General features: G+C 64.3%; 17 protein-coding genes. 3 read left to right on the forward strand and 14 right to left on the reverse strand.

What is annotated here, in order from left to right; translation table 11 throughout:
• Window positions 1–8: 8 nt before the first annotated feature.
• Window positions 9–827 carry a chromate resistance protein ChrB domain-containing protein gene (locus IVB45_RS21205; protein WP_027567276.1) on the forward strand — a complete coding sequence of 273 codons (819 nt, stop codon included), beginning with the start codon at window positions 9–11 and terminating at the stop codon, window positions 825–827.
• Window positions 827–2,212, forward strand: a complete 1,386-nt coding sequence (gene chrA / locus IVB45_RS21210; protein ID WP_247361563.1) for a chromate efflux transporter — start codon at window positions 827–829, stop codon at window positions 2,210–2,212. Before IVB45_RS21205 ends, chrA begins: the two co-directional genes overlap by 1 nt.
• Window positions 2,213–2,406: 194 nt before the next feature.
• On the opposite strand, the gene IVB45_RS21215 is transcribed toward chrA, so the two are convergent.
• Window positions 2,407–2,595 carry a hypothetical protein gene (locus IVB45_RS21215; RefSeq protein ID WP_081747822.1) on the reverse strand — a complete coding sequence of 63 codons (189 nt, stop codon included), beginning with the start codon at window positions 2,593–2,595 and terminating at the stop codon, window positions 2,407–2,409.
• A gap of 1,136 nt (window positions 2,596–3,731) precedes the next feature.
• Here IVB45_RS21215 and IVB45_RS21220 point away from each other — a divergent pair.
• A complete protein-coding gene (locus IVB45_RS21220; RefSeq protein WP_247361565.1) occupies window positions 3,732–4,946 on the forward strand; it encodes a YeeE/YedE family protein in 1,215 nt (404 codons plus the stop codon).
• A 35-nt stretch (window positions 4,947–4,981) separates the two neighbouring features.
• Here IVB45_RS21220 and IVB45_RS21225 read toward each other — a convergent pair whose 3' ends face one another.
• The 13 genes from IVB45_RS21225 to rpoZ form a co-directional block, all read right to left on the reverse strand.
• Entirely contained in the window at window positions 4,982–6,526 is a 1,545-nt protein-coding gene (locus IVB45_RS21225) for a GMC family oxidoreductase N-terminal domain-containing protein (RefSeq protein WP_247361567.1), read from the reverse strand.
• A 4-nt stretch (window positions 6,527–6,530) separates the two neighbouring features.
• Complete coding sequence (locus IVB45_RS21230; protein WP_247289327.1) at window positions 6,531–8,081, reverse strand: ABC transporter substrate-binding protein; 1,551 nt, start codon at window positions 8,079–8,081, stop codon at window positions 6,531–6,533.
• 258 nt (window positions 8,082–8,339) lie between these two features.
• Entirely contained in the window at window positions 8,340–10,598 is a 2,259-nt protein-coding gene (gene parC / locus IVB45_RS21235; protein ID WP_027567281.1) for a DNA topoisomerase IV subunit A, read from the reverse strand.
• A gap of 61 nt (window positions 10,599–10,659) precedes the next feature.
• Window positions 10,660–10,944 (reverse strand): hypothetical protein, encoded by a 285-nt coding sequence (locus IVB45_RS21240; RefSeq protein ID WP_027567282.1) that lies wholly within the window; start codon window positions 10,942–10,944, stop codon window positions 10,660–10,662.
• 100 nt (window positions 10,945–11,044) lie between these two features.
• A complete protein-coding gene (gene recO / locus IVB45_RS21245; RefSeq protein ID WP_247361569.1) occupies window positions 11,045–11,797 on the reverse strand; it encodes a DNA repair protein RecO in 753 nt (250 codons plus the stop codon).
• A gap of 78 nt (window positions 11,798–11,875) precedes the next feature.
• A complete protein-coding gene (locus tag IVB45_RS21250) occupies window positions 11,876–12,256 on the reverse strand; it encodes a hypothetical protein (protein ID WP_247361571.1) in 381 nt (126 codons plus the stop codon).
• A gap of 21 nt (window positions 12,257–12,277) precedes the next feature.
• Window positions 12,278–13,204, reverse strand: coding sequence for a GTPase Era (gene era, locus IVB45_RS21255; RefSeq protein ID WP_007611165.1), 927 nt, complete (start codon window positions 13,202–13,204; stop codon window positions 12,278–12,280).
• Window positions 13,194–14,045 (reverse strand): ribonuclease III, encoded by an 852-nt coding sequence (gene rnc / locus IVB45_RS21260; protein WP_247361574.1) that lies wholly within the window; start codon window positions 14,043–14,045, stop codon window positions 13,194–13,196. Before rnc ends, era begins: the two co-directional genes overlap by 11 nt.
• Window positions 14,042–14,806, reverse strand: a complete 765-nt coding sequence (gene lepB / locus IVB45_RS21265; protein WP_007603395.1) for a signal peptidase I — start codon at window positions 14,804–14,806, stop codon at window positions 14,042–14,044. Before lepB ends, rnc begins: the two co-directional genes overlap by 4 nt.
• Window positions 14,807–15,052: 246 nt before the next feature.
• Entirely contained in the window at window positions 15,053–15,472 is a 420-nt protein-coding gene (acpS, locus tag IVB45_RS21270; protein WP_007611179.1) for a holo-ACP synthase, read from the reverse strand.
• A complete protein-coding gene (locus IVB45_RS21275; protein WP_247289317.1) occupies window positions 15,469–16,221 on the reverse strand; it encodes a pyridoxine 5'-phosphate synthase in 753 nt (250 codons plus the stop codon). Before IVB45_RS21275 ends, acpS begins: the two co-directional genes overlap by 4 nt.
• Before the next feature lie 45 nt (window positions 16,222–16,266).
• On the reverse strand, window positions 16,267–18,552 hold the full coding sequence (locus IVB45_RS21280) for a bifunctional (p)ppGpp synthetase/guanosine-3',5'-bis(diphosphate) 3'-pyrophosphohydrolase (RefSeq protein WP_247289315.1): 2,286 nt from the start codon (window positions 18,550–18,552) through the stop codon (window positions 16,267–16,269).
• A gap of 209 nt (window positions 18,553–18,761) precedes the next feature.
• Entirely contained in the window at window positions 18,762–19,154 is a 393-nt protein-coding gene (rpoZ, locus tag IVB45_RS21285; protein WP_007603391.1) for a DNA-directed RNA polymerase subunit omega, read from the reverse strand.
• Between the last annotated feature and the right edge of the window lie 277 nt (window positions 19,155–19,431).

Consider the following 19,431-nt stretch of genomic DNA (forward strand, 5'->3'; position numbering starts at 1 on the left):
GGCGCATCATGTCTTCCTACACGACGATATCATCTGACAAACTGGCACGGTTGATCGGCACGGCAAACGCCCCTGCCCTGATCGACGTGCGCACCGACGAGGATTTTGCCGCCGACCGGCGGCTGATCCCAGGTTCGATCAAGCTCAGCCACGACAATGTTCCGGAATGGGGTGCCGAATTCGCCGGCCGCACCGCCATCGTCTCCTGCCTGCGCGGCGCAAAGCTGGCGCAGGGCACGGCGGCCTGGCTCAGGCAGCTTGGGGTCCAGGCCGAGACGCTGGAAGGCGGATTCGAGGGCTGGAAGGACGCAAAGCTGCCGCTGCTCGATACCCGCAAGCTGCCGCCGCGCGACGCCAAGGGACGCACCGTCTGGGTGACGCGGGCGCGGCCCAAGGTCGACCGCATTGCCTGCCCCTGGCTGATCCGCCGCTTCGTCGATCCCAATGCGGTGTTCCTGTTCGTGGCGCCTTCGGAAGTGGTGGCGGTCGGGCAACGCTTCAACGCAGCCCCCTTCGACATCGAGAACGTGTTCTGGAGCCACCGTGGTGAGCTCTGCACCTTCGACGTGATGATCGAGGAGTTCGGGATTGCCGCGCCAGCGCTGCTCCGGCTCGCAACGCTGGTGCGCGGCGCCGACACCGGGCGGCCCGACCTCGCGCCGGAGGCGCCCGGCCTGCTCGCAGCTTCGCTCGGGCTGTCGCGGATGTATGATGACGACCTCGAACAGCTCGAGGCCGGCATGCTGCTCTACGACGCCTTCTATCGCTGGTGCCGTGACGCCACGTCCGAGACCCACAACTGGCCGACCAACAAGGCGAAGGCTTGATGGATACCCGTACGATCGAAGCAGGAGCTGATGCCGGTCACGGCGTCAGCTTCAGCGAAGCCTTTCGCGTCTGGCTCCGCGTCGCCTGCCTGAGTTTTGGCGGGCCCGCGGGCCAGATCGCGGTCATGCACCGCATCCTGGTCGAGGAGAAGAACTGGATCTCGGAAGCCCGTTTCCTCCACGCGCTCAATTACTGCATGCTGCTGCCGGGCCCGGAGGCGCAGCAGCTCGCGACTTATGTCGGCTGGCTGATGCATCGCACCGCCGGCGGGCTGATGGCGGGCGGGCTGTTCATTCTGCCCGGCATCATTGCCATCATGGGCCTGAGTTACGTCTACGCCGCCTACGGCAATGTCAGCTTCGTCGAGGCTCTGTTCTTCGGCTTGAAGGCCGCCGTGCTCGCCATCGTCGTCGAGGCCGTGGTGCGCGTCGGCAAGCGCGCATTGAAGAACCGCATCATGATCGCGCTTGCCGCGATCGCCTTCGTCGCGATTTTCTTCTTCGCGATCCCCTTCCCGGTCATCATCATCGCCGCCGGAATCATCGGATATATCGGCGCCAAACAGGGCCGTCCGGAATTCGCGCCGGCCGGTCACGGCCCTGCCGGCAGCAGCGCCGTGATCGACAGCATGCTCGGCGACGCCGTGCCCGAGCATGTCCGCCCCAACACCGTCCGCACGATTCGCGTGGGCGTGTTGTGGCTTGCGCTGTGGCTGGTGCCGGTGATCGCGCTGTTGCTCGCTGTTGGACAAGACAATGTCTTCAGTCACATCGCGCTGTTCTTCTCGAAAATGGCGATGGTCACCTTCGGCGGCGCCTATGCGGTGCTGGCCTATGTCGCCCAGCAGGCGGTCGAGCACTATCACTGGCTCAAGCCGCACGAGATGCTCGACGGTCTCGGTATGGCCGAGACCACGCCCGGCCCTTTGATCATGGTGCTCCAGTTCGTGGGCTTCATGGCCGCCTACCGCGACGCCAGCGGGCTGTCGCCGATGCTCGCGGCCACGCTCGGCGGGCTGCTCGCGACCTGGGTCACCTTCACGCCCTGCTTCCTCTGGATTTTCGTCGGTGCCCCCTACGTCGAACGGCTGCGCGGCAACAAGGGTCTCGGCGGTGCGCTCAGTGCGATCACGGCTGCCGTCGTCGGCGTGATCCTCAACCTCTCGATCTGGTTCGCGCTGCACACGCTGTTCCGCGACACCGTGCCGGTGCACGCGTTTCCGCTGAACTTCGACATGCCGGTCCTGACGAGCGTCGATATCCCCGCGCTCATGCTGTCGATCGCGGCAGCAACCGCGATCTTCCGGTTCAAGCTCGGCATGCTCACGGTGCTCGCGGGCAGTTGCGCGGCGGGCGTGGCGCTAAGGTTGGCGGGGGTGATTTAGTACATGGACTAATTGGTTCGTCACGTCCGGTTTGCCAATGGAAGGCGTCACTAAGCCGTCAGGGTTGCATGGCGAACCTCAGACATCCTCGCCCGAGCCAGTGGGCCAGTTGGTCATCTCAGCTAGCTATGGGGTCCCGGTTCGCCCGCTTGAGGTCATCCACGGAAACGCAGCGCCGGATCTGCCGCATACATTCACCCTTTTTGCTTCTCTTTTGCGCTTCTTCCATCGGAGCTTTCAGAACGTTCTTCGAAGCGATCAGCGCCCTTAGCTAAATCGTGTCCCGTCTTGCTCTCGTTTTTCGCTTCTTCCTTAGCAGTCGCCTCGCGCAAGCCTTCAGCGGCCCGTTCCCCAGCTTTTGATGATTTTCGTTTGTCATCCATGTGAAGCACCTTCCCTGATAAACAACACGCTTCTCCAGGAATACTCCGTGTCTATCCCAGCTAAGCCGTAACAAACTTCAATCAGATCGCTTCGAGATTGTTCCAGTTCGGTTGAAGCTAGTGCGTCAACTGGCGTAAGCCGACGTCAGACGAGCCGCGCGATCCATGCCGAGTGGATCAGGAGCTTCTTTTCGCTTTCGGTCATAACTTTGTCCTATCAGGTGCCGGGTCGCCGAAGTTGCGCTGAAAAGCCTACGCCACACCGCCTCTCAAGCCCTCGCAAAACATTCTGCTTTACCGAAATTCGGATTCGACGTACCAACGACACACCCCGGCCCGAGACAAGGGGCGGATCGCGATCGTCACGACCGCGGGCTGGGCAGCGATGGACGCGACGGCGTCGGGCATGACAGGCATTGCAGGGCGCTTCGGCTGTGAGCAATGCCTTCGTGCCTACGACACGATGCCGCCAGCGCCTTGGCATGCTTCGGGTGTGAGCACACGCCAGCACTCGAAGTCCCAGCGAGGACGTGCGCGGACGAACAAGTCGTGTGGTCCTGACGCCCGGGGTCTGTGCGTCAAGTCCTGCGGTGATGTGGCGGCCCGACCGGGCGCGCGCATCAGTCATCTGCAAGGCGACGGGGGCAATAGTGCATCGCTCCCCGGGGGGAGCACGAAGGACACGTTAAAACCATTGCGCCGGGAAGGCCGGGCGATCCGGCGAACCTGTGATCCACCCCGTGTGCATTTCTATCGCCCACGGATCTGCGGTGCCAGCCGGCGCCCGGCCTTCCCTGCGCCCTTGTCTCAACGAGGGCAATGCGACGACGCAAAACTCGGGCAGAACGCGCCGCGAGATCGCGAAGGCGTGTCCGCTGTTCGACACGTATAACCGAGCGGTGGCTGGGTGAACCTCACCCTCGATGTCCTCGCCCGGCTTGACCGGGCGACCCAGTACTCCGAGACGATCGTGATTGAGAAGAGAAGCCGCGGCGTACTGGATGCCCCGGTCGAGCCGGGGCATGACAGCCGTTTCCTAGCGCTATCGCATCAGTTCCAAGGTGGAAAGATTGGAACGGGGAGAATTCGCCCCGGTTAGCTCTCACTGCGAGGAAATCCGCTTTTTTGGATGAGCCATGACCGATCTATCTATCGATGCGCGGCTGCTTGCCCCTGACAATGACCGGCACGGCGCCAATCTCACGGTCGTTGCTGTCGCGGCGGCGATTCTTCTGGCGGGCGCCGCGGCCTTGTCGGGCACGATTTCCTGGCAGCAGGGATTGTTGTTTCTTCTCGGAGGTGCACTTGGCCTGACGCTTTACCATGCGCTGTTCGGGTTCACCTCGGCCTGGCGCGTCTTCATTGTCGCGCGACGGGGCGCCGGCCTCCGTGCGCAAATGGTCATGCTGGCGCTGGCAACCGCCCTCTTCTTTCCGGCCCTGGCGCAAGGCACGCTGTTCGGCGTTGCCGTGCATGGCGAGCTCGGCGCGGTGGGCGTGGGCATGCTGACCGGGGCGTTTCTGTTCGGCCTTGGAATGCAGCTTGGCGGCGGCTGCGCGTCGGGAACGCTTTATACCGCCGGCGGCGGCAACACCCGCATGCTGGTGACACTGGCGGCCTTCATCGCCGGATCGACGCTCGGTGCATTGCATCTGCCGTGGTGGAGCGCGCTGCCGAACATCGGCGCGGTCTCGTTGATCGAACGGCTCGGCTGGCTGCCGGCGCTCGGGCTCTGCTGGGCCGTCATGGCTGCGATCTACCTCATCACGCTCAGGGCCGAGATCGGCCGGCACGGCCAACTTGAGCCGGGAGCGCGGACGAAGCTGCGCGGCGCGCGCCGCTTCATGCAGGGGCCGTGGCCGCTCCTGTGGGGCGCGATCCTGCTCGCGATCGGAAATTTCGCCACGCTGTATCTCGCGGGACGTCCCTGGGGCATCACCTCCGCTTTCGCGCTCTGGGGATCGAAGATCCTGATGAGCCTCGGCGTCGACGTCGCGTCTTGGCCCTATTGGCAGGGCGCTCGGGCGGCCTCGCTGCACCAAAGTATCTTCGCCGACATCACCTCCGTCATGGATTTCGGCATCATCCTGGGAGCGTTGCTGGCCGCAGGCCTCGCCGGCAAATTCCATCCGACATGGCGCATCTCCGCATCCTCGCTCCTCGCCGCCATCATCGGCGGCCTGCTTCTCGGCTATGGCGCCCGGCTCGCCTATGGCTGCAATATCGGCGCTTATTTCAGCGGGATCGCATCGGGCAGCCTGCACGGCTGGTGCTGGCTGGTCGCGGCTTTCGTCGGCAACATTCTAGGAACACAGCTCCGACCGCTGTTCGGCCTGGCCGTGGAGCGGTAGGTCTTCGTCCGCACGCCGGCGATCGATGCTGCCCTCTAACGCATCATCATTCGCGCGATCGCCTCGCCGATCACCACCGTCGTGAAGTGGGTGTTGGCCCGGCAATCCGATGGCATGATCGAGGCGTCGGCAACGCGCAGGCCCGCGATACCCTTCACCGTGCCGTCAAGGTTGACCACACCGTCGGCGTCGTTGACACCAGTCATCCGGCAACTGCCGGCGGCGTGCTGGATATCGCCGGTCTCACGGCGCAGCAGCGCGTCGAGCTCGTGATCGGGCAAGGCCGCAGCCTGCGGCAGCGTCAAATCCGTGTCGGCGAGCCGGATCCAGTCCGTGGTGCCCGATAGCGCCGGCTGGGCGGTGATCACGGCCAGCCGTTTCACCGCATCCTTCATACGCAGCATGTCGCGGGGATCGGCCAGCATGTTCTCCTCGACCACAGGATCGATCGCGGGGTCGGTCGAGGCCAGCTTGAGCGTGCCACGCGAATAGGCATTGAACAGCCCGGCGCCGATCGCGCCCGGCACGCCGATGCCGCGGTGGTTGAAGGCGATCAGGATCATGTCGCGCTTGCCGCCGTCGGCGAGGCCCGACGAATAGGTCACGCAGCAATTGGTGTGGCGGGTGTCGGGATCTGTGGGCCGCAGATTTTCCTGGAGCTGGATCGTGGCGCGAAATAGCGGGTGGTCGAAGAAGTGCTTGCCGACCGGCAGGTCGCGCTCGACCGCGATCCCCATCGCCTTCAGCTCATCCGCAGGTCCAATGCCCGAGCGCAGCAGGATTGCCGGACTGTGGATGGCGCCGGCGCACAGCACGATCTGGCGCGCGCTGATCTCGCTGGTGCCCTGCCCCTCGATGTGAACGCGAAGGCCGGTCGCCCGTCCATCACTGATCAGCACGCGGTCGACCAGCGCATGCCCGCGAATTTCCAGATTGGCGCGGCCCCGCGCGGGCTCCAGATAACCCTCGTTGGTGGTGATGCGGCGGCTGTCGCGGCTGTTGATGGGATAGCAGGCGACCCCCTCGCCGTCCGGGCCGTTGACGTCGGCGCACCAGGGATAGCCGCTCGCCAGCGCCGCATCGCGCAAGCCGCGATCGATCGGTCCCCATTTGTCCGGCGGCGCGCGATAGACCGGCAGCGGTCCACCGCGTCCGTGGCAGGCCTCGTCGCCGAATTCCAGATCATCCTCGATCACAGAGAACAGCGGCATCACGTCCTTGGCCGACCAGCCGGTGCAGCCATTGGCGGCCCATTCGTCGAACGCGTCCGCAACGCCCCGGATCGCGATCTGACCGTTCATCATCGAGGAGCCGCCGAGCCCCTTGCCGCGCCAGTAGAAGCGCGGCTCCTGGCCGGCCACACGGCGCGTCAGAAGATCCGGCCATTGCCATTTCTCCTGGTACTCGCGCTTGTGGATGATCGGGATGGGATTTGGCGTCATCACTTCCCAAGGCGCCTCGTCGGCGCGCCAATCGAGGCCCGCCTCGAGCAGCAGGACGCGCCGCGCGGGATCTTCCGAGAGCCGTGCCGCAACAGCGGCGCCGGCTGAGCCGCCGCCGACAACAATGACATCGTACATCGCGCTACTTCTCGACGTTCCAGAACACCGGGATGGCGGACGGTATCAGACCGCGCAAGGTGGCGCGAGAGGCGGCGGGCTGGGCGAACTGGCCCCACGGTATCGCGGGTGCCTGATCGTACATGACGGTCTGGATCTCGCCTGCGATCTTCTTGCGATCCTCCTCGGCGGGCGCCTTGGCAAAGGCCTCCATCAGCGGTGTGATGCGCGCATCGCATTGCCAGCCGGTGAAATCGGCGCAGTTGAAGGCGACCATGACGTTGGTCAAGGGCGAGCCGAGGTCAAAACCGCCGGCGTGGACGCCATAGACGCTCCAGCCCTCCTTCTTGGCGCGACGCGCCAGCACGCTCGCCCAGTCCATCACCTGGAGGTCGACGTTGAAGCCGGCCTGCTTCAGCCGCTCGGCCAGCACCTGCGCCGAGACGCGCGGGGCTTCGAGGTCATTGGCCTCCATGACGACGACCGGCTCGCCGGCATATTTCGTTGCCTTCAGCGCGGCCTTCGCTGCTTCGATCGACGGCTTGGCGGCAGCCTCGGTACCGGCCTTGCTGTCATAGGTGGTGCCGCAGGTGAAGTACGTCGCGCAAGGCGCCGCGTATTTGGCGTCCAGGCCGAGCGCATCCAGCACCTCACGCTGATCGACCAGCTTCCACAGCACGCGCCTGATGGCGGGATCGTCGAACGGCTTGGATGCGGCGTTGAGGCGATAGGCGCCCGCGAACATGTTGCCGCCGGTGAAATTGACGAGTTTGACCCGTGAGTTCTTTTCCATGGTCGGCAGCAGATCGAACGGCGCGTATTGCATGAAATCGACCTCGCCGGCCTGCAGCGCGGAGGCTGCGGTCGCGCCATCCGGGATGACACGGATCTCGAGCGTGTCGATGTTGACGCGCTTGCCGCCGGCGAGGAAGTCGGCAGGCTCGGGCCGCGGCACGTAGTCGGCGAACTTCTTCAGGATCATGCGATCGCCGGTGCGGTGATCGGCCTTGCTGTAGACGAACGGGCCGGAGCCGACGATCTCGGTGATGCGCTGGTCGCCGGGCGTTTTGGCAATGCGCTCGGGCATCATGAAAGCGACCGGACTGACGGGATTGCCGAGCGCGTCGATGACGAGACCAGACGGCTCCTTCAGCGTCAGCACGAAGGTTTTTACGTCGGTCGGTTCGAGCGAGGCCGTGATCGCGAAGATGCGGCGGCCGAGCGCACTGCGGGTGCCCCAGCGGCGCAGCGAGGCGACGCAATCGGCGGCCGTGACCGGCTGGCCGTCATGCCATCTCAGGCCCTCGCGCAGCGTGAAACTGTAGATCAGGCCATCGGCCGAGACCTTCCAGTCCTGCACCATCTGCGGCTTGATCTCGCCTTTGGAATCCTTCGCAAACAGCGTGTCGAACACCATGTAGCCGAACGTGCGCGTAATATAGGCTGTGGAGAAATGCGGATCGAGCGTGACGATCTCGGCCTCGAGCACCGCGACGAGGTTGCCTGCGGCATGCGCGGGCGGCGCGGTCAGCGCCAAGGCGAACAGCGCCGGAATGAAAGCCTTCAGTTTGGACATGGAATGGATTTGCCTTTTAACGGAGACGTTAAAGTCGCCAAGACAAAAAGCAATGTTCATGCCCGGAGGGCCGAAGCACTCATGCGCTCACGGCTATCTGCCGCGCGTTTGCGCGCCACACCCTCGCTGTCGTCGCCCGGCTTGACCGGGCGATCCAGTATTCCAGAGAAAGCTATGATTGAGCCGAGAGGTCTCCGGCGTACTGGATGCCCCGCCTACGCGGGGCATGACACCGTCGATATGGCGACGGCCCGCGGACTACCCGATCACCCTGCCGAACTTGTTCGACTTCGGGAATCCCTTCGGCGGGAGACGACCGGCGTCGGCGCGGGAGCCTTTCCACTCGGCGAGCTCCTTCATGGTCGCGGAGAATTCGCGGCCCGCGGAGTCTTTCCAGGTCAGGCCAGCCTTGGCGTCGAACACGGCAATGTCGGAGAGGCCGCCGTCCTTGTACTTCTGCAGACGCACACCGCGGCCGCGGGCCATCTCCGGCACCTGGTCGAGCGGGAAGATCAGCATCTTGCGGTTCTCGCCGATGACCGCGACGGTGTCGCCGAGCACCTCGGTGACCGTGCGCGCCTCGTTCGGCATATCGACGTTGAGGACCTGCTTGCCCTTCTTGGTGGTGCCGACGCAATCGTCCTCGTTGACGACGAAGCCCTGGCCCTCGTGGCTCGCGACCAGGAATTTGCGTCCGCCCTTGTTGACGAACAGCGTGACCGGCGCGGCCTCCGGCTCGAGATCGATGAATTGGCGGATCGGCTCGCCATGACCGCGGCCGCCCGGAAGTTTTGCGACATCGAGCGAGTAGAATTTTCCGTTGGTGGCGAACAGCAGCAGCTTCGAGGTCGTTTCCGCGAAGAACGCGAACCCGAGCTTGTCGTCCTGCTTGAAAGCCAGCCCCGAGAGATCCTCGACATGGCCCTTGAGGGTGCGGATCCAGCCCTTGTCGGAGACGACAACCGTCACCGGCTCGCGCTCGACCAGGGCTTCCTCGATCGCGGCCAGATCGTGCTCGGGCGCGTCGGCGAAGGTGGTGCGGCGCTTGCCGAGCGGGGTCTTCGGTCCGAACATGTCGCGGACCTTGCCGACCTGCTCGCCGACCTTCTTCCACTGCTCGGGTTCGGAGGCGAGGATCGCGTTGATGCCCTTGAGCTCGTTGCGGAGATTCTTGTCTTCGGTGCGGATTTCCATCTCTTCGAGCTTGCGCAAGCGACGCAGCCGCATGTCGAGGATGGCCTCGGCCTGTACCTCGGTCAGCTTGAATGTCTTCATCAGAACCGGCTTCGGTTCGTCTTCAGTGCGGATGATCCTGATCACCTCGTCGATGTTCAGGAACGCAATCAGATAGCCGCCGAGGACCTCGAGCCGGTTCTCGATTTGCGTCTTGCGGTAGTTGCTGCGACGGATCAGCACGTCGCGCAGATGGTCGAGCCATTCGCGCAGGCACTCCGCGAGTCCCACCACCTTGGGGACGCGGCCCTTGATCAGCACGTTCAGGTTCAGCGGAATCTTGTTTTCGAGCTCGGTCAGCCGGAACAGCGATTCCATCATCAGCGCGGGATCGACGTTCTTCGACTTCGGCTCGATCACGATGCGAACGTCTTCGGCCGATTCGTCCCTGATATCGCCGACCAGCGGCAGCTTCTTCTGGTCCAGCAGCTCGGCGATCTTCTCGATCAGCCGCGACTTCTGCACCAGAAAGGGAATCTCGGTGACGACGACTACCCAGGTGCCGCGCGCGCCCTCTTCCTGCTCCCATCGGGAGCGGACGCGAAACGAGCCGCGGCCGGTGGTGTAGGCTTCAGCGATCGCCTGCTTGGAATCGACGCAGATGCCGCCGGTGGGGAAATCCGGACCCTTGACCCATTTCAGCAGCGCCCTGGATTTCGCGTCGGGCTTCTCGATCAGATGCAGCGCGGCGTCGCAGAGCTCGGCCGCGTTGTGCGGCGGGATCGAGGTCGCCATGCCGACCGCGATACCCTGCGCACCGTTGGCGAGCAGGTTCGGGAAGCCGCCGGGCAGCACGATCGGCTCTTTCGACTGGCCGTCGTAATTGGGGCGGAATTCGACCCCGTCCTCGTCGATGCCGTCGAGCAGAAGCCGCGCGACGTCGGTCATGCGCGCTTCGGTGTAGCGATAGGCGGCCGGATTATCGCCGTCGATATTGCCGAAATTGCCCTGGCCGTCGACCAGCGGGTAGCGCGAGGAGAAATCCTGCGCCAGACGCACCATGGCGTCGTAGATCGCCTGGTCGCCATGCGGATGGAACGAGCCCATCACGTCGCCGACGATTTTGGCGGACTTCTTGAATGCCGTGCCCGGATCAAGCCGTAGCAGGCGCATGCCATAGAGGATGCGCCGGTGTACCGGCTTCAGGCCGTCGCGGGCATCCGGCAGCGCGCGGTGCATGATGGTGGACAGCGCATAGGCGAGATAGCGCTCTTCCAGCGCCTCACGCAGCGGCACCTCGTGAATTTCGGCCGGTTCCTCCGGCGGAATCAATCGTTTTCCCATGCCGCCCGGTTAAACCGTGGAAGCGAATCGGGCAAGGATCGATTGGTTCCCTGTGCGCGGCCTACTGGCCGGCCCAGCCTGCGGTGAAGGTCTGGGTGGGTTGGGCGTTTTTGGCCTGCGTGGTGGCCGGGGCATTGGGCAGGCACCGCCGCGCCGTCTCGATCTCGGCCTCCGTCGCGCCCTTGGACCTTGCCCATGCCTCTGCGGCCGCAGCGGAATATTTGGCTACATAGAATCTGACGACGGTACAGGAGGCACGGCGAAAGACGCCCGGCTGCTCACCCGCGAGGGCGTCCGGCGCCAGCGCGATCAGCGCTGCCGATATCACAAGTCCCTTGATCAGCATGAGCCTATCCCCGGTTGGAACCCAAAATGGCAAGTCCGGGGAACCCCGTTTTGTTCCAGCAGTGGCCGGCCCACTGAGGCAACGCAGAGCCGCGCCAGGCTCATGGCGCGGGCATCACGGCCTTTGCCTGTTGTCGCGTCAGCGCGTTGATGAAGCCTGCCCGCGCGTCGGAATGGCTCTGCCCGCGCGGCTCCAGCACGTGGCGCAGCAGGAACAAGCCGGTCAATCGAAAGCCATCCTGGAGATCCTCGTCGGTGAGGTCGCCCTGCACCTCGCCTTGGCGCAGGAACGGCGGCAGTCGCAACAGGCGGTCGCGCCACGGTTCGCCCGCCCCGCGTGACACCGCGCCGCCGGATTTGGGCGAGACGTAGATCAGGTCGTTGGTTTCTCCGGTCACCGCGCAGTTTTCCAGCGCCAGCCCGAAGCCGAGCTCGGTGAGCATCGCCAGCTCGAAATGGATCACGTGTACGGCGGCGCTGCCGATGTCGTCGAAATCGTCGAGCGAATGTTCGAGCAGCGCCAGGAGGTTTTCGTGCGGATCGCGTTCCGGCAGCAACCGCGCGATCGAGGCGAGATGGGTGATGCCGTAGACGCCGTGGGATGATCCCAGCAGCGTCGCCGCCCGCAGCTTGAGGCCCTCAATGGCATAGGTGCCGAGATGCTCGTCGAGCCGCGCCCGCCATACCACGCTGAGGCTGTTACCGGGCTGCAGCAAGGGCCGCATCCGCGAGCCGGCGCCGCCGCGGACGAGACCGAGATGGCGGCCGTGCGCACGGGTCAGCAGCTCGACGATGGCGCTGCTCTCGCCATGCCGCCGCACCCCCAGGACGATGCCTTCGTCGGTCCATTCCATGGGTGAAGTCTAGCGGATTCCGGTCTTCAATCGTAGGGCGGATTGGCGGGATTGCGCGCCGCCAATCCGCCCGACGCCTTACGCATTGAACCAGCCCTGCGCGTCGCCGCGGAACGAGAAGTACAATCCCATCGCCGTCAGCACGCAGGAGACGATCTCAATGGCGCTGTCGAGTTCCATGCCTTTCTCGCCGATGATCTGGCCGAGCGAGATCACCGACAGTACGAGCGCTGCCGCCAGCACCCAGCGCGGCCAGTTCTTGCGCCCGTGCGCGGCCAGCTTGACGAAATACACCAGCAGCAGGATCATGCCGCCGGCAAGCAGCGTCGACGTCATGATCATCTGCTCGGTCATCTCGGCATTGGGCGTGCGGTCCTGCACCGCCACCGACAAGGCATCCAGCATCAACGATGCATAGAGCAACGCTTCGAAGCGCCGTACGTTGCTGGGTACGCTCATCGCTGACCGATCTTTTCTTGGTTATTCTTTGGGAAATTCCAGGCCCATCTCGCGGTAGCGATCGGGATCGTCGCTCCAGTTCTCGCGCACCTTGACGAACAGGAACAGGTGCACCGGCACGCCCAGGATCTCGCCGATCTCCTTGCGCGAGTCCGCGCCGATCGACTTGATGGTGGCGCCGCCCGCGCCGAGCACGATCTTGCGCTGGCTTTCGCGCTCGACGAAAATCGTCTGCTCAATGCGCACCGATTTGTCCTTGCGCTCCTCCCACTTGTCGGTCTCGACCGTGGACTGGTAGGGCAATTCCTGGTGCAGCTTGCGAAAGATCTTCTCGCGCGTGATCTCGGCCGCAAGCTGCCGCATCGGCGCGTCCGACATCTGGTCTTCGGGATAGAGGAACGGCCCCGGCGGCACGATCTCGGCCAGTGTATGCCTGAGGTCGTCGACGCCGTCGCCGGAGATCGCCGCGATCATGAAGGTCTTTGCGAAGGCCATGCGCTCGTTGGCGGCCTGCGCCAGCGCCAGCAGCTTCTCGCGCTGGACCAGGTCGACCTTGTTGATGACCAAAATCTTCTCGTGCTTGACGCTGGCGACCTTGGTGAGGATCGCCTCGGCTTCCTCGTCGATGCCGGCCTTGGCATCCAGCAGCACGCAGACGAGGTCGGCGTCATGCGCGCCGCTCCAGGCGGTCGAGACCATGGCGCGGTCGAGCCGGCGCTTGGGCAGGAAGATGCCCGGCGTATCGACCAGGATGATCTGCGCGTTGTTCTCAATCACGATGCCGCGGATCAGCGCGCGCGTGGTCTGCACCTTGCGCGAGACGATCGTGACCTTGGCCCCGACCAGCGCATTGACCAGCGTGGATTTGCCGACGTTCGGCGCGCCGATCAGCGCAACGAAGCCGCAGCGCGTGGCAGTGGGCGCCTCGCCGCTTGCTTCAACCGTCATTGCCGCCGCCAACGCCTTCACGTTCGATCATCACTGAAGCTGCTACCTTCTCTGCCGCGCGCTTGCTGCCGCCGATGCCTTCCGCCGAAGCGAGCCCCGGAAGATCGACCGCCACGCGGAATTGCGGATCATGATGCGGGCCGGTGCGCTCGACCTCGCGATAAACGGGCGTCGGCAATCCCTTGCCCTGCGCCCATTCCTGAAGAACTGTCTTGGGATCGCGCAACGGACGCCGCGGCTTGTGCATGCGCTCGGTCCAGTTGCGCTTGACGAAGTCGGCCGCCGCCGCGTAGCCGCCATCGAGGAAAACGGCGCCGATCACGGCCTCGCAGATGTCGCCGAGCACGCTCTTGCGGAGGCGCGCGTCGGCGCTGGGGCCGACCGAGCCGAGCTTGATGTCGTCGAGCAGACCGAGCGACTTGGCGACATCGGCGCAGCTCTCCTTGCGTACCAGTTCGGCAAGTCGCTTGGACATCTCGCCTTCATCGGCGTTCGGGAAGGCGTGATAGAGCATATCGGAGACGACGAGCCCGAGCACGTGGTCGCCGAGGAATTCCAGCCGCTGATAGCTGTCGCCGCGCTTGCGCCCGGACTTCAGCGCGGAGACATGCGTGATGCCTTGCATCAAGAGATTCGGATCGGCAAAGCTGTAGCCGATGCGTGCCTCGAGCCCCGCATTCGCATCCGAGCTCCTGGCCTTGCTGCTCCGCACCCGCTTCTTCTTTGCAGGCGCCTTGATCTCGAGCGCCTTGCTCTCAAGAGTCTTGGTCGCAGCTTCGCCGTCGGGGCCCGCTTGCGCCTCGGTCGGTAGGGTCGCGATGTCCTTGGCTTCGTCTTTCATCGGACGATTTTGAAGAAGCGATTCCAGCGCACCGCCCACGGCCAGCGCCAGAACATCCAGGCATGCTCGCCTTCCGCGATCGAGAAGAAGATCATCTGGGCGCGCCCGATCAAATTCTCCTGCGGCACGTAGCCGACCTGGCCGAGGAAGCGGCTGTCGGTGGAATTGTCCCGGTTGTCGCCCATCATGAAGAAGTGGCCGGTCGGCACGGTGTAGACGTTGGTGTTGTCGACGTAGCCGTTGTCGGCGCAGTCCAGCGTTTCGTAGGACACGCCATTCGGCAGCGTCTCCTTCCAGCGCTTCACCCGGGAGACGCCGCTGCCTTCGGCGCCGCAGGGGTCCTCGCCGACAAATTCGCTCATGCGCTGCCGCTCGACCGGCGTGTCGTTGATGTAGAGCAGCCCGTCCCGCATCTGGATGCGGTCGCCGGGCAGGCCGATCACGCGCTTGATGTAGTCGGTGGAATCGTCCTTCGGCAGGCGGAATACGACGATGTCGCCTCGGTTCGGGTCCGAGCCCCAGATCCGCCCCGAGAACAGCGGCGGCGAGAACGGGATCGAATAGTGACTGTAGCCGTACGAATATTTCGAGACGAACAGATAGTCGCCGACCAGCAGTGTCGCCTTCATCGAGCCGGATGGGATGTTGAACGGCTGGAACAGGAAGGTGCGGATCACCAGCGCGATCAGGAGAGCGTGGATCACGACCCGGATCGTTTCGCCGACGCCGCTCTCAGTTTTCGTTCCTGAAGTCACGCTCATTGCTCTCTCAATTCGGCCGGCGGTCACAGAGCGCCCTCCTCGCGCGAGCAGCCCATCGCTCGCGGCCAAGGAGATTGTCCTGATTCTGATAATGAGGGCCAATTCCGGCGTAAAGCCGAATTCGCCCAGCCTGATTTGCGTCCGCGGACTTTTAGACGGTTGTCGGAGGCCACGCAATCAAGGATCGCATCAAAACTGCATAAGCGTTTGATTTTGAATGCGAATTATAAAATGATCAGAGTACCGTCAGGGTTTGGCCAGCGGCACGGCGGAAATGATGACGAAGGCCTGTGCCAACGGCCAGTCATCGGTGATCGACAGGTCGATCTGCGCCGCGAACCCCTCCGGCGTCAGGGCCTGGAGCCGGGCCAGCGCCCCGCCCGTCAATTGCATGGTTGGCCGCCCTCCCGGCAGGTTGACCACACCCATGTCGCGCCACCACACGCCGCGCCTGATGCCGGTGCCGAGCGCCTTGGAGCAGGCCTCCTTGGCGGCGAAGCGCTTGGCGTAGGTCGCGACCACCATCTTCTCGTTCTTGGCGCGCCGCTCCGCCTTGGCCCGCTCGGCCGCGGTGAAGATGCGATCGAGGAAGCGCTCGCCATGGCGGTCGATCACCTTGCCGACACGGGTGATATCGATCAGATCGGAGCCGATGCCGATGATCATGCCCGGCTCCGGCCGCGGTCCATCGCTGCGCGCATGCTGCGAACCGTCTCGGCGAGACCCACGAACAGGGCTTCGCCGATCATGTAATAGCCGATGTTGAGCTCCATGATGTCCGGCAAGCCTGCGATCGTCTCCGCCGTCGCATAGTCCAGCCCGTGTCCGGCGTGAACCTCCAGCCCCGCTTCCTTCGCGAGCTTCGCCCCCGCCACGATCCGCCGCCATTCGGCCTCGGCCTTATCAGTGTGACCGTCGACGACGGCGTCGCACCAGGCGCCGGTGTGGATCTCGATCACGGGGGCGCGCAGCCGCGCCGCCATCTCGATCTGGGCGGGATCTGCCGCGATGAACAGCGACACCCGGATGCCGGCATCGTTCAGCCGCGCGATATAGGGCGCCAGCGCATTGTGCTGGCCGACGACGTCGAGCCCGCCTTCGGTCGTCACCTCCTGGCGCCGCTCCGGCACGAGGCACACCGCGTGCGGCCTGGTGGCGAGCGAAATGCGCATCATGTCGTCGGTCGCCGCCATCTCGAAATTGAGCGGCTTGGAGATCTCGGCTTTCAGCCGCGCCATGTCCTCGTCGCGGATGTGCCGGCGATCCTCGCGCAAATGGGCGGTGATGCCGTCGGCACCGGCCTCGATCGCCAGCAGCGCCGCGCGCACCGGATCGGGATTGCGGCCGCCGCGCGCGTTACGCAGGGTCGCGACATGGTCAACATTAACGCCGAGGCGGAGCGGAGGTGCAGGCATTTCGGGACTCACGGAATCACACGGATAGACCAGGACGGAAGGCGTCTATCCATTAACACGTTCGGCGCGGGCGACGACCGCCTTCGCGCGCAGCTGGGCCAGGATCGCGCTCAAATGCTTGAGATCGTAGACTTCGAGATCGATCGTCGTCTCCGTGAAATCCGGTGAGCGGCGCTGCATGCTGATGTTGTCGATGTTGCCGTCGTGCTCGGCGATCACGGTCGCGATCTGCGCCAGCGCGCCAGGCTCGTTGACATTCTCGACCTTGATGCGGGCCGGGAAGCGCTGTGGCGTGGAGTCCTCGATGTCCCAGCGCACATCGAGCCAGCGCTCCGGCTCCTCCTCGAAATCCTTCAGGGCCGGGGCCTGGATCGGGTAGATGGTGATGCCCTCGCCCGGCGTGACAATGCCGATGATGCGGTCACCAGGCACTGCGCCGCCGTTCGGCGCGAACTTCACTGGCAGGTCGGAATTGATGCCGCGGATCGGGATCGCGACCGGGCTGCGCGGCGGTTCGGACGACTTCTCCTTGAGCTTGCCGGCAAGCCCCTTCTTGACGCCGTACCGCGCGATGCGCTCCTCCTTGTAGTCGGGATACATCGCACGCGCGACGTGGGAGGCCTTGATCTCGCCGCGTCCCACAGCCGCCATGACGTCCTCGATCGAGGTCCGCGCCAGTCGCGGCAGCGCGCCCTTGAGCTTGTCGTCGGCGTATTCGATCTTGGCGCGCTCGAACAGGCGCTCGACGATGCGCCGGCCGAGACCGACATATTGATCGCGCACTGCAGTCCTGGTCGCGCGGCGGATCGCGGCACGCGCCTTGCCGGTGACCGCGAGCGTTTCCCAGGCCGACGGGGGCGCAGCTTGCGCTTCCGAGGTCAACACCTCGACTTCGTCGCCGTTCTGAAGCTCCGAGGACAGCGGCGCAAACTGGCCGTTGATCTTGCAGCCCACCGCGCTGTTGCCGACGTCGGTATGCACGGCATAGGCGAAATCGATCACGTTGGCATGGCGCGGCAGCGCGATCAGCTTGCCCTTCGGAGTGAAGCAGAACACCTGGTCGTGGAACAGCTCGAGCTTGGTGTGCTCGAGGAATTCCTCGGGGTTGGCGCTCTCCGAGAGGATGCCGATGGTGTGGCGCAACCAGGCGAACGCATTGGACTCGCGCTTGAGAAATTCGGTCGGCGAGCCCACGCCTTCCTTGTAGAACACGTGCGCGGCGATGCCGCGCTCGGCGATCTGGTCCATCGCCTCGGTGCGGATCTGCAACTCGACGCGCTGATTGCCGGGGCCGATCACGGTGGTGTGGATCGAGCGGTAGTCGTTCTGCTTCGGCGTCGAGATGTAGTCCTTGAACCGCCCGGGCACGACCGGCCAGTTCGTGTGGACGATGCCGAGCGCGCGGTAGCAGGCCTCGATGTCGTTGACGACGACGCGGAAACCGAAGATGTCGGACAATTGCTCGAAGCCGACCGACTTGCGCTCCATCTTGGTCCAGATCGAGAATGGCTTCTTGCGGCGGCCATAGACCCGCGCCCCCAGGCCCCGGTGCCGCAGATTGTTGGAGAGCTGGTCCTCGATTTCGCCGATCAGATTGCGGTTGCGCTCGGCCAGCGCATCGAGCCGCTGCATCACCACCGAATAGGCTTCCGGATCGAGGGTCCGGAACGACAGGTCCTCCAGCTCCTCGCGCATTTCCTGCATGCCCATGCGCCCCGCCAGCGGCGCATAGATATCGAGCGTCTCCTCGGCAATACGCCGTCGCGATTCCGTCGGCACGAAGTCCAGCGTGCGCATGTTGTGCAGGCGGTCGGCGAGCTTCACCAGGAGCACGCGAACGTCGTCGGCAATGGCCAGCAACAATTTGCGCAGATTTTCGGCCTGCTTGGCCTCCCGCGACACCAGCTCCAGCCGCTTCAGCTTGGTCAGGCCCTCGACCAGCGCTCCGATCTCGGGCCCGAAGATCTGGTCGATCTCGGCCCGCGTCGCTTCGGTGTCCTCGATCGTGTCGTGGAGCAGCGCAGCCACGATGGTGGCGTCGTCGAGCTTCAGGTCGGTCAGAATCGCCGCCACTTCGAGCGGATGGGAGAAGTACGGGTCGCCCGAGGCGCGGGTCTGCGAGCCGTGCGCCTTCATGGCGTAGACATAGGCGCGGTTCAGCAAATCTTCGTCGGTGTTGGGATTGTAGGACCTGACGCGCTCGACGAGGTCATATTGACGCATCATGCGTGCGCGAGGCTTCGCCGGGCGCGCCACCGGCGCAGTCGGGGCCACGGCAACCGATTCGGTTGCGGCCTGCATCTGCGCTGGTGTGCGGCGTCGATATACCATGCCGTCCTGCCTTCAAACGGGCCACGACACAGCCCGTTGTATACATCTTAGCTCCGATCGCGCGCGTGTCCGATCAATTCAGTGACAGGAACAGGCGCGAACCGACCACGCTATGGTAACCACGAAAACGCCAACAAAAGCAAAGGCCCGAACAACGGTTCGGGCCTTTGATAAGATCACAAAGAAGTCGACGAGCGCGATGGGACGATTTACTCGTCCTCCTCGGGCTGCTCCTCGGGCGGCGCCAGGCCTTCGAGACCCTTCAGGAGCTCTTCTTCCGTCATGCGCTCAACGGCGACTTCGGTATCGTCTGCATCCACGCTTGCACCGGCGGAACCGATCAGCGGTACGGTGTCCGGCTCGGGCTCGTCGACCTCGACGAACTTCTGCAGCGAGTGCACCAGCTCCTCACGGAGGTCCTCCGGCGAAATGGTGGTCTCAGCAATTTCGCGCAAAGACACAACAGGGTTCTTGTCGTTATCGCGGTCAACCGTTAGTTGTGAACCAGACGAAATCATGCGGGCGCGGTGGGCGGCCAGCAGGACCAGGTCAAACCGGTTGTCGACCTTGTCGATACAATCTTCTACGGTGACGCGAGCCATCGACTGTCGCTCCGTTGTGGGTGGGACGAAATATGTGGATGAATGGCGGTAGTTATAGGGGCCGGCAGGGTTTCGCAAGGCCAATTTGTGATTTGGCCTCGCCAAACGGCTCTGTTACCCCCACATTGGGGCTGGGATGGGTGGTTTCCCGGGCTGCCGGCGACGGCGGCGCCGGGAGTGTGCAAGTTGGCCATAACTATACCTTGATTGCCCCGACTTCTCCGGATTTGCGGTTTCGACGGGTTTCGGCGGGACTTTAGAAGTGCGCGGCTTGCTG

This window comes from Bradyrhizobium sp. 4 (genome assembly GCF_023100905.1).
Lineage (GTDB): Bacteria > Pseudomonadota > Alphaproteobacteria > Rhizobiales > Xanthobacteraceae > Bradyrhizobium.

Bases quoted from the DNA above. Each gene is read 5' to 3' on its own strand.
- IVB45_RS21205 (WP_027567276.1), top strand. From the start codon at position 9: ATGTCTTCCTACACGACGATATCATCTGACAAACTGGCACGGTTGATC.
- chrA (WP_247361563.1), top strand. From the start codon at position 827: ATGGATACCCGTACGATCGAAGCAGGAGCTGATGCCGGTCACGGCGTC.
- IVB45_RS21215 (WP_081747822.1), bottom strand. From the start codon at position 2,595: ATGGATGACAAACGAAAATCATCAAAAGCTGGGGAACGGGCCGCTGAA.
- IVB45_RS21220 (WP_247361565.1), top strand. From the start codon at position 3,732: ATGACCGATCTATCTATCGATGCGCGGCTGCTTGCCCCTGACAATGAC.
- IVB45_RS21225 (WP_247361567.1), bottom strand. From the start codon at position 6,526: ATGTACGATGTCATTGTTGTCGGCGGCGGCTCAGCCGGCGCCGCTGTT.
- IVB45_RS21230 (WP_247289327.1), bottom strand. From the start codon at position 8,081: ATGTCCAAACTGAAGGCTTTCATTCCGGCGCTGTTCGCCTTGGCGCTG.
- parC (WP_027567281.1), bottom strand. From the start codon at position 10,598: ATGGGAAAACGATTGATTCCGCCGGAGGAACCGGCCGAAATTCACGAG.
- IVB45_RS21240 (WP_027567282.1), bottom strand. From the start codon at position 10,944: ATGCTGATCAAGGGACTTGTGATATCGGCAGCGCTGATCGCGCTGGCG.
- recO (WP_247361569.1), bottom strand. From the start codon at position 11,797: ATGGAATGGACCGACGAAGGCATCGTCCTGGGGGTGCGGCGGCATGGC.
- IVB45_RS21250 (WP_247361571.1), bottom strand. From the start codon at position 12,256: ATGAGCGTACCCAGCAACGTACGGCGCTTCGAAGCGTTGCTCTATGCA.
- era (WP_007611165.1), bottom strand. From the start codon at position 13,204: ATGACGGTTGAAGCAAGCGGCGAGGCGCCCACTGCCACGCGCTGCGGC.
- rnc (WP_247361574.1), bottom strand. From the start codon at position 14,045: ATGAAAGACGAAGCCAAGGACATCGCGACCCTACCGACCGAGGCGCAA.
- lepB (WP_007603395.1), bottom strand. From the start codon at position 14,806: ATGAGCGTGACTTCAGGAACGAAAACTGAGAGCGGCGTCGGCGAAACG.
- acpS (WP_007611179.1), bottom strand. From the start codon at position 15,472: ATGATCATCGGCATCGGCTCCGATCTGATCGATATCACCCGTGTCGGC.
- IVB45_RS21275 (WP_247289317.1), bottom strand. From the start codon at position 16,221: ATGCCTGCACCTCCGCTCCGCCTCGGCGTTAATGTTGACCATGTCGCG.
- IVB45_RS21280 (WP_247289315.1), bottom strand. From the start codon at position 18,552: ATGGTATATCGACGCCGCACACCAGCGCAGATGCAGGCCGCAACCGAA.
- rpoZ (WP_007603391.1), bottom strand. From the start codon at position 19,154: ATGGCTCGCGTCACCGTAGAAGATTGTATCGACAAGGTCGACAACCGG.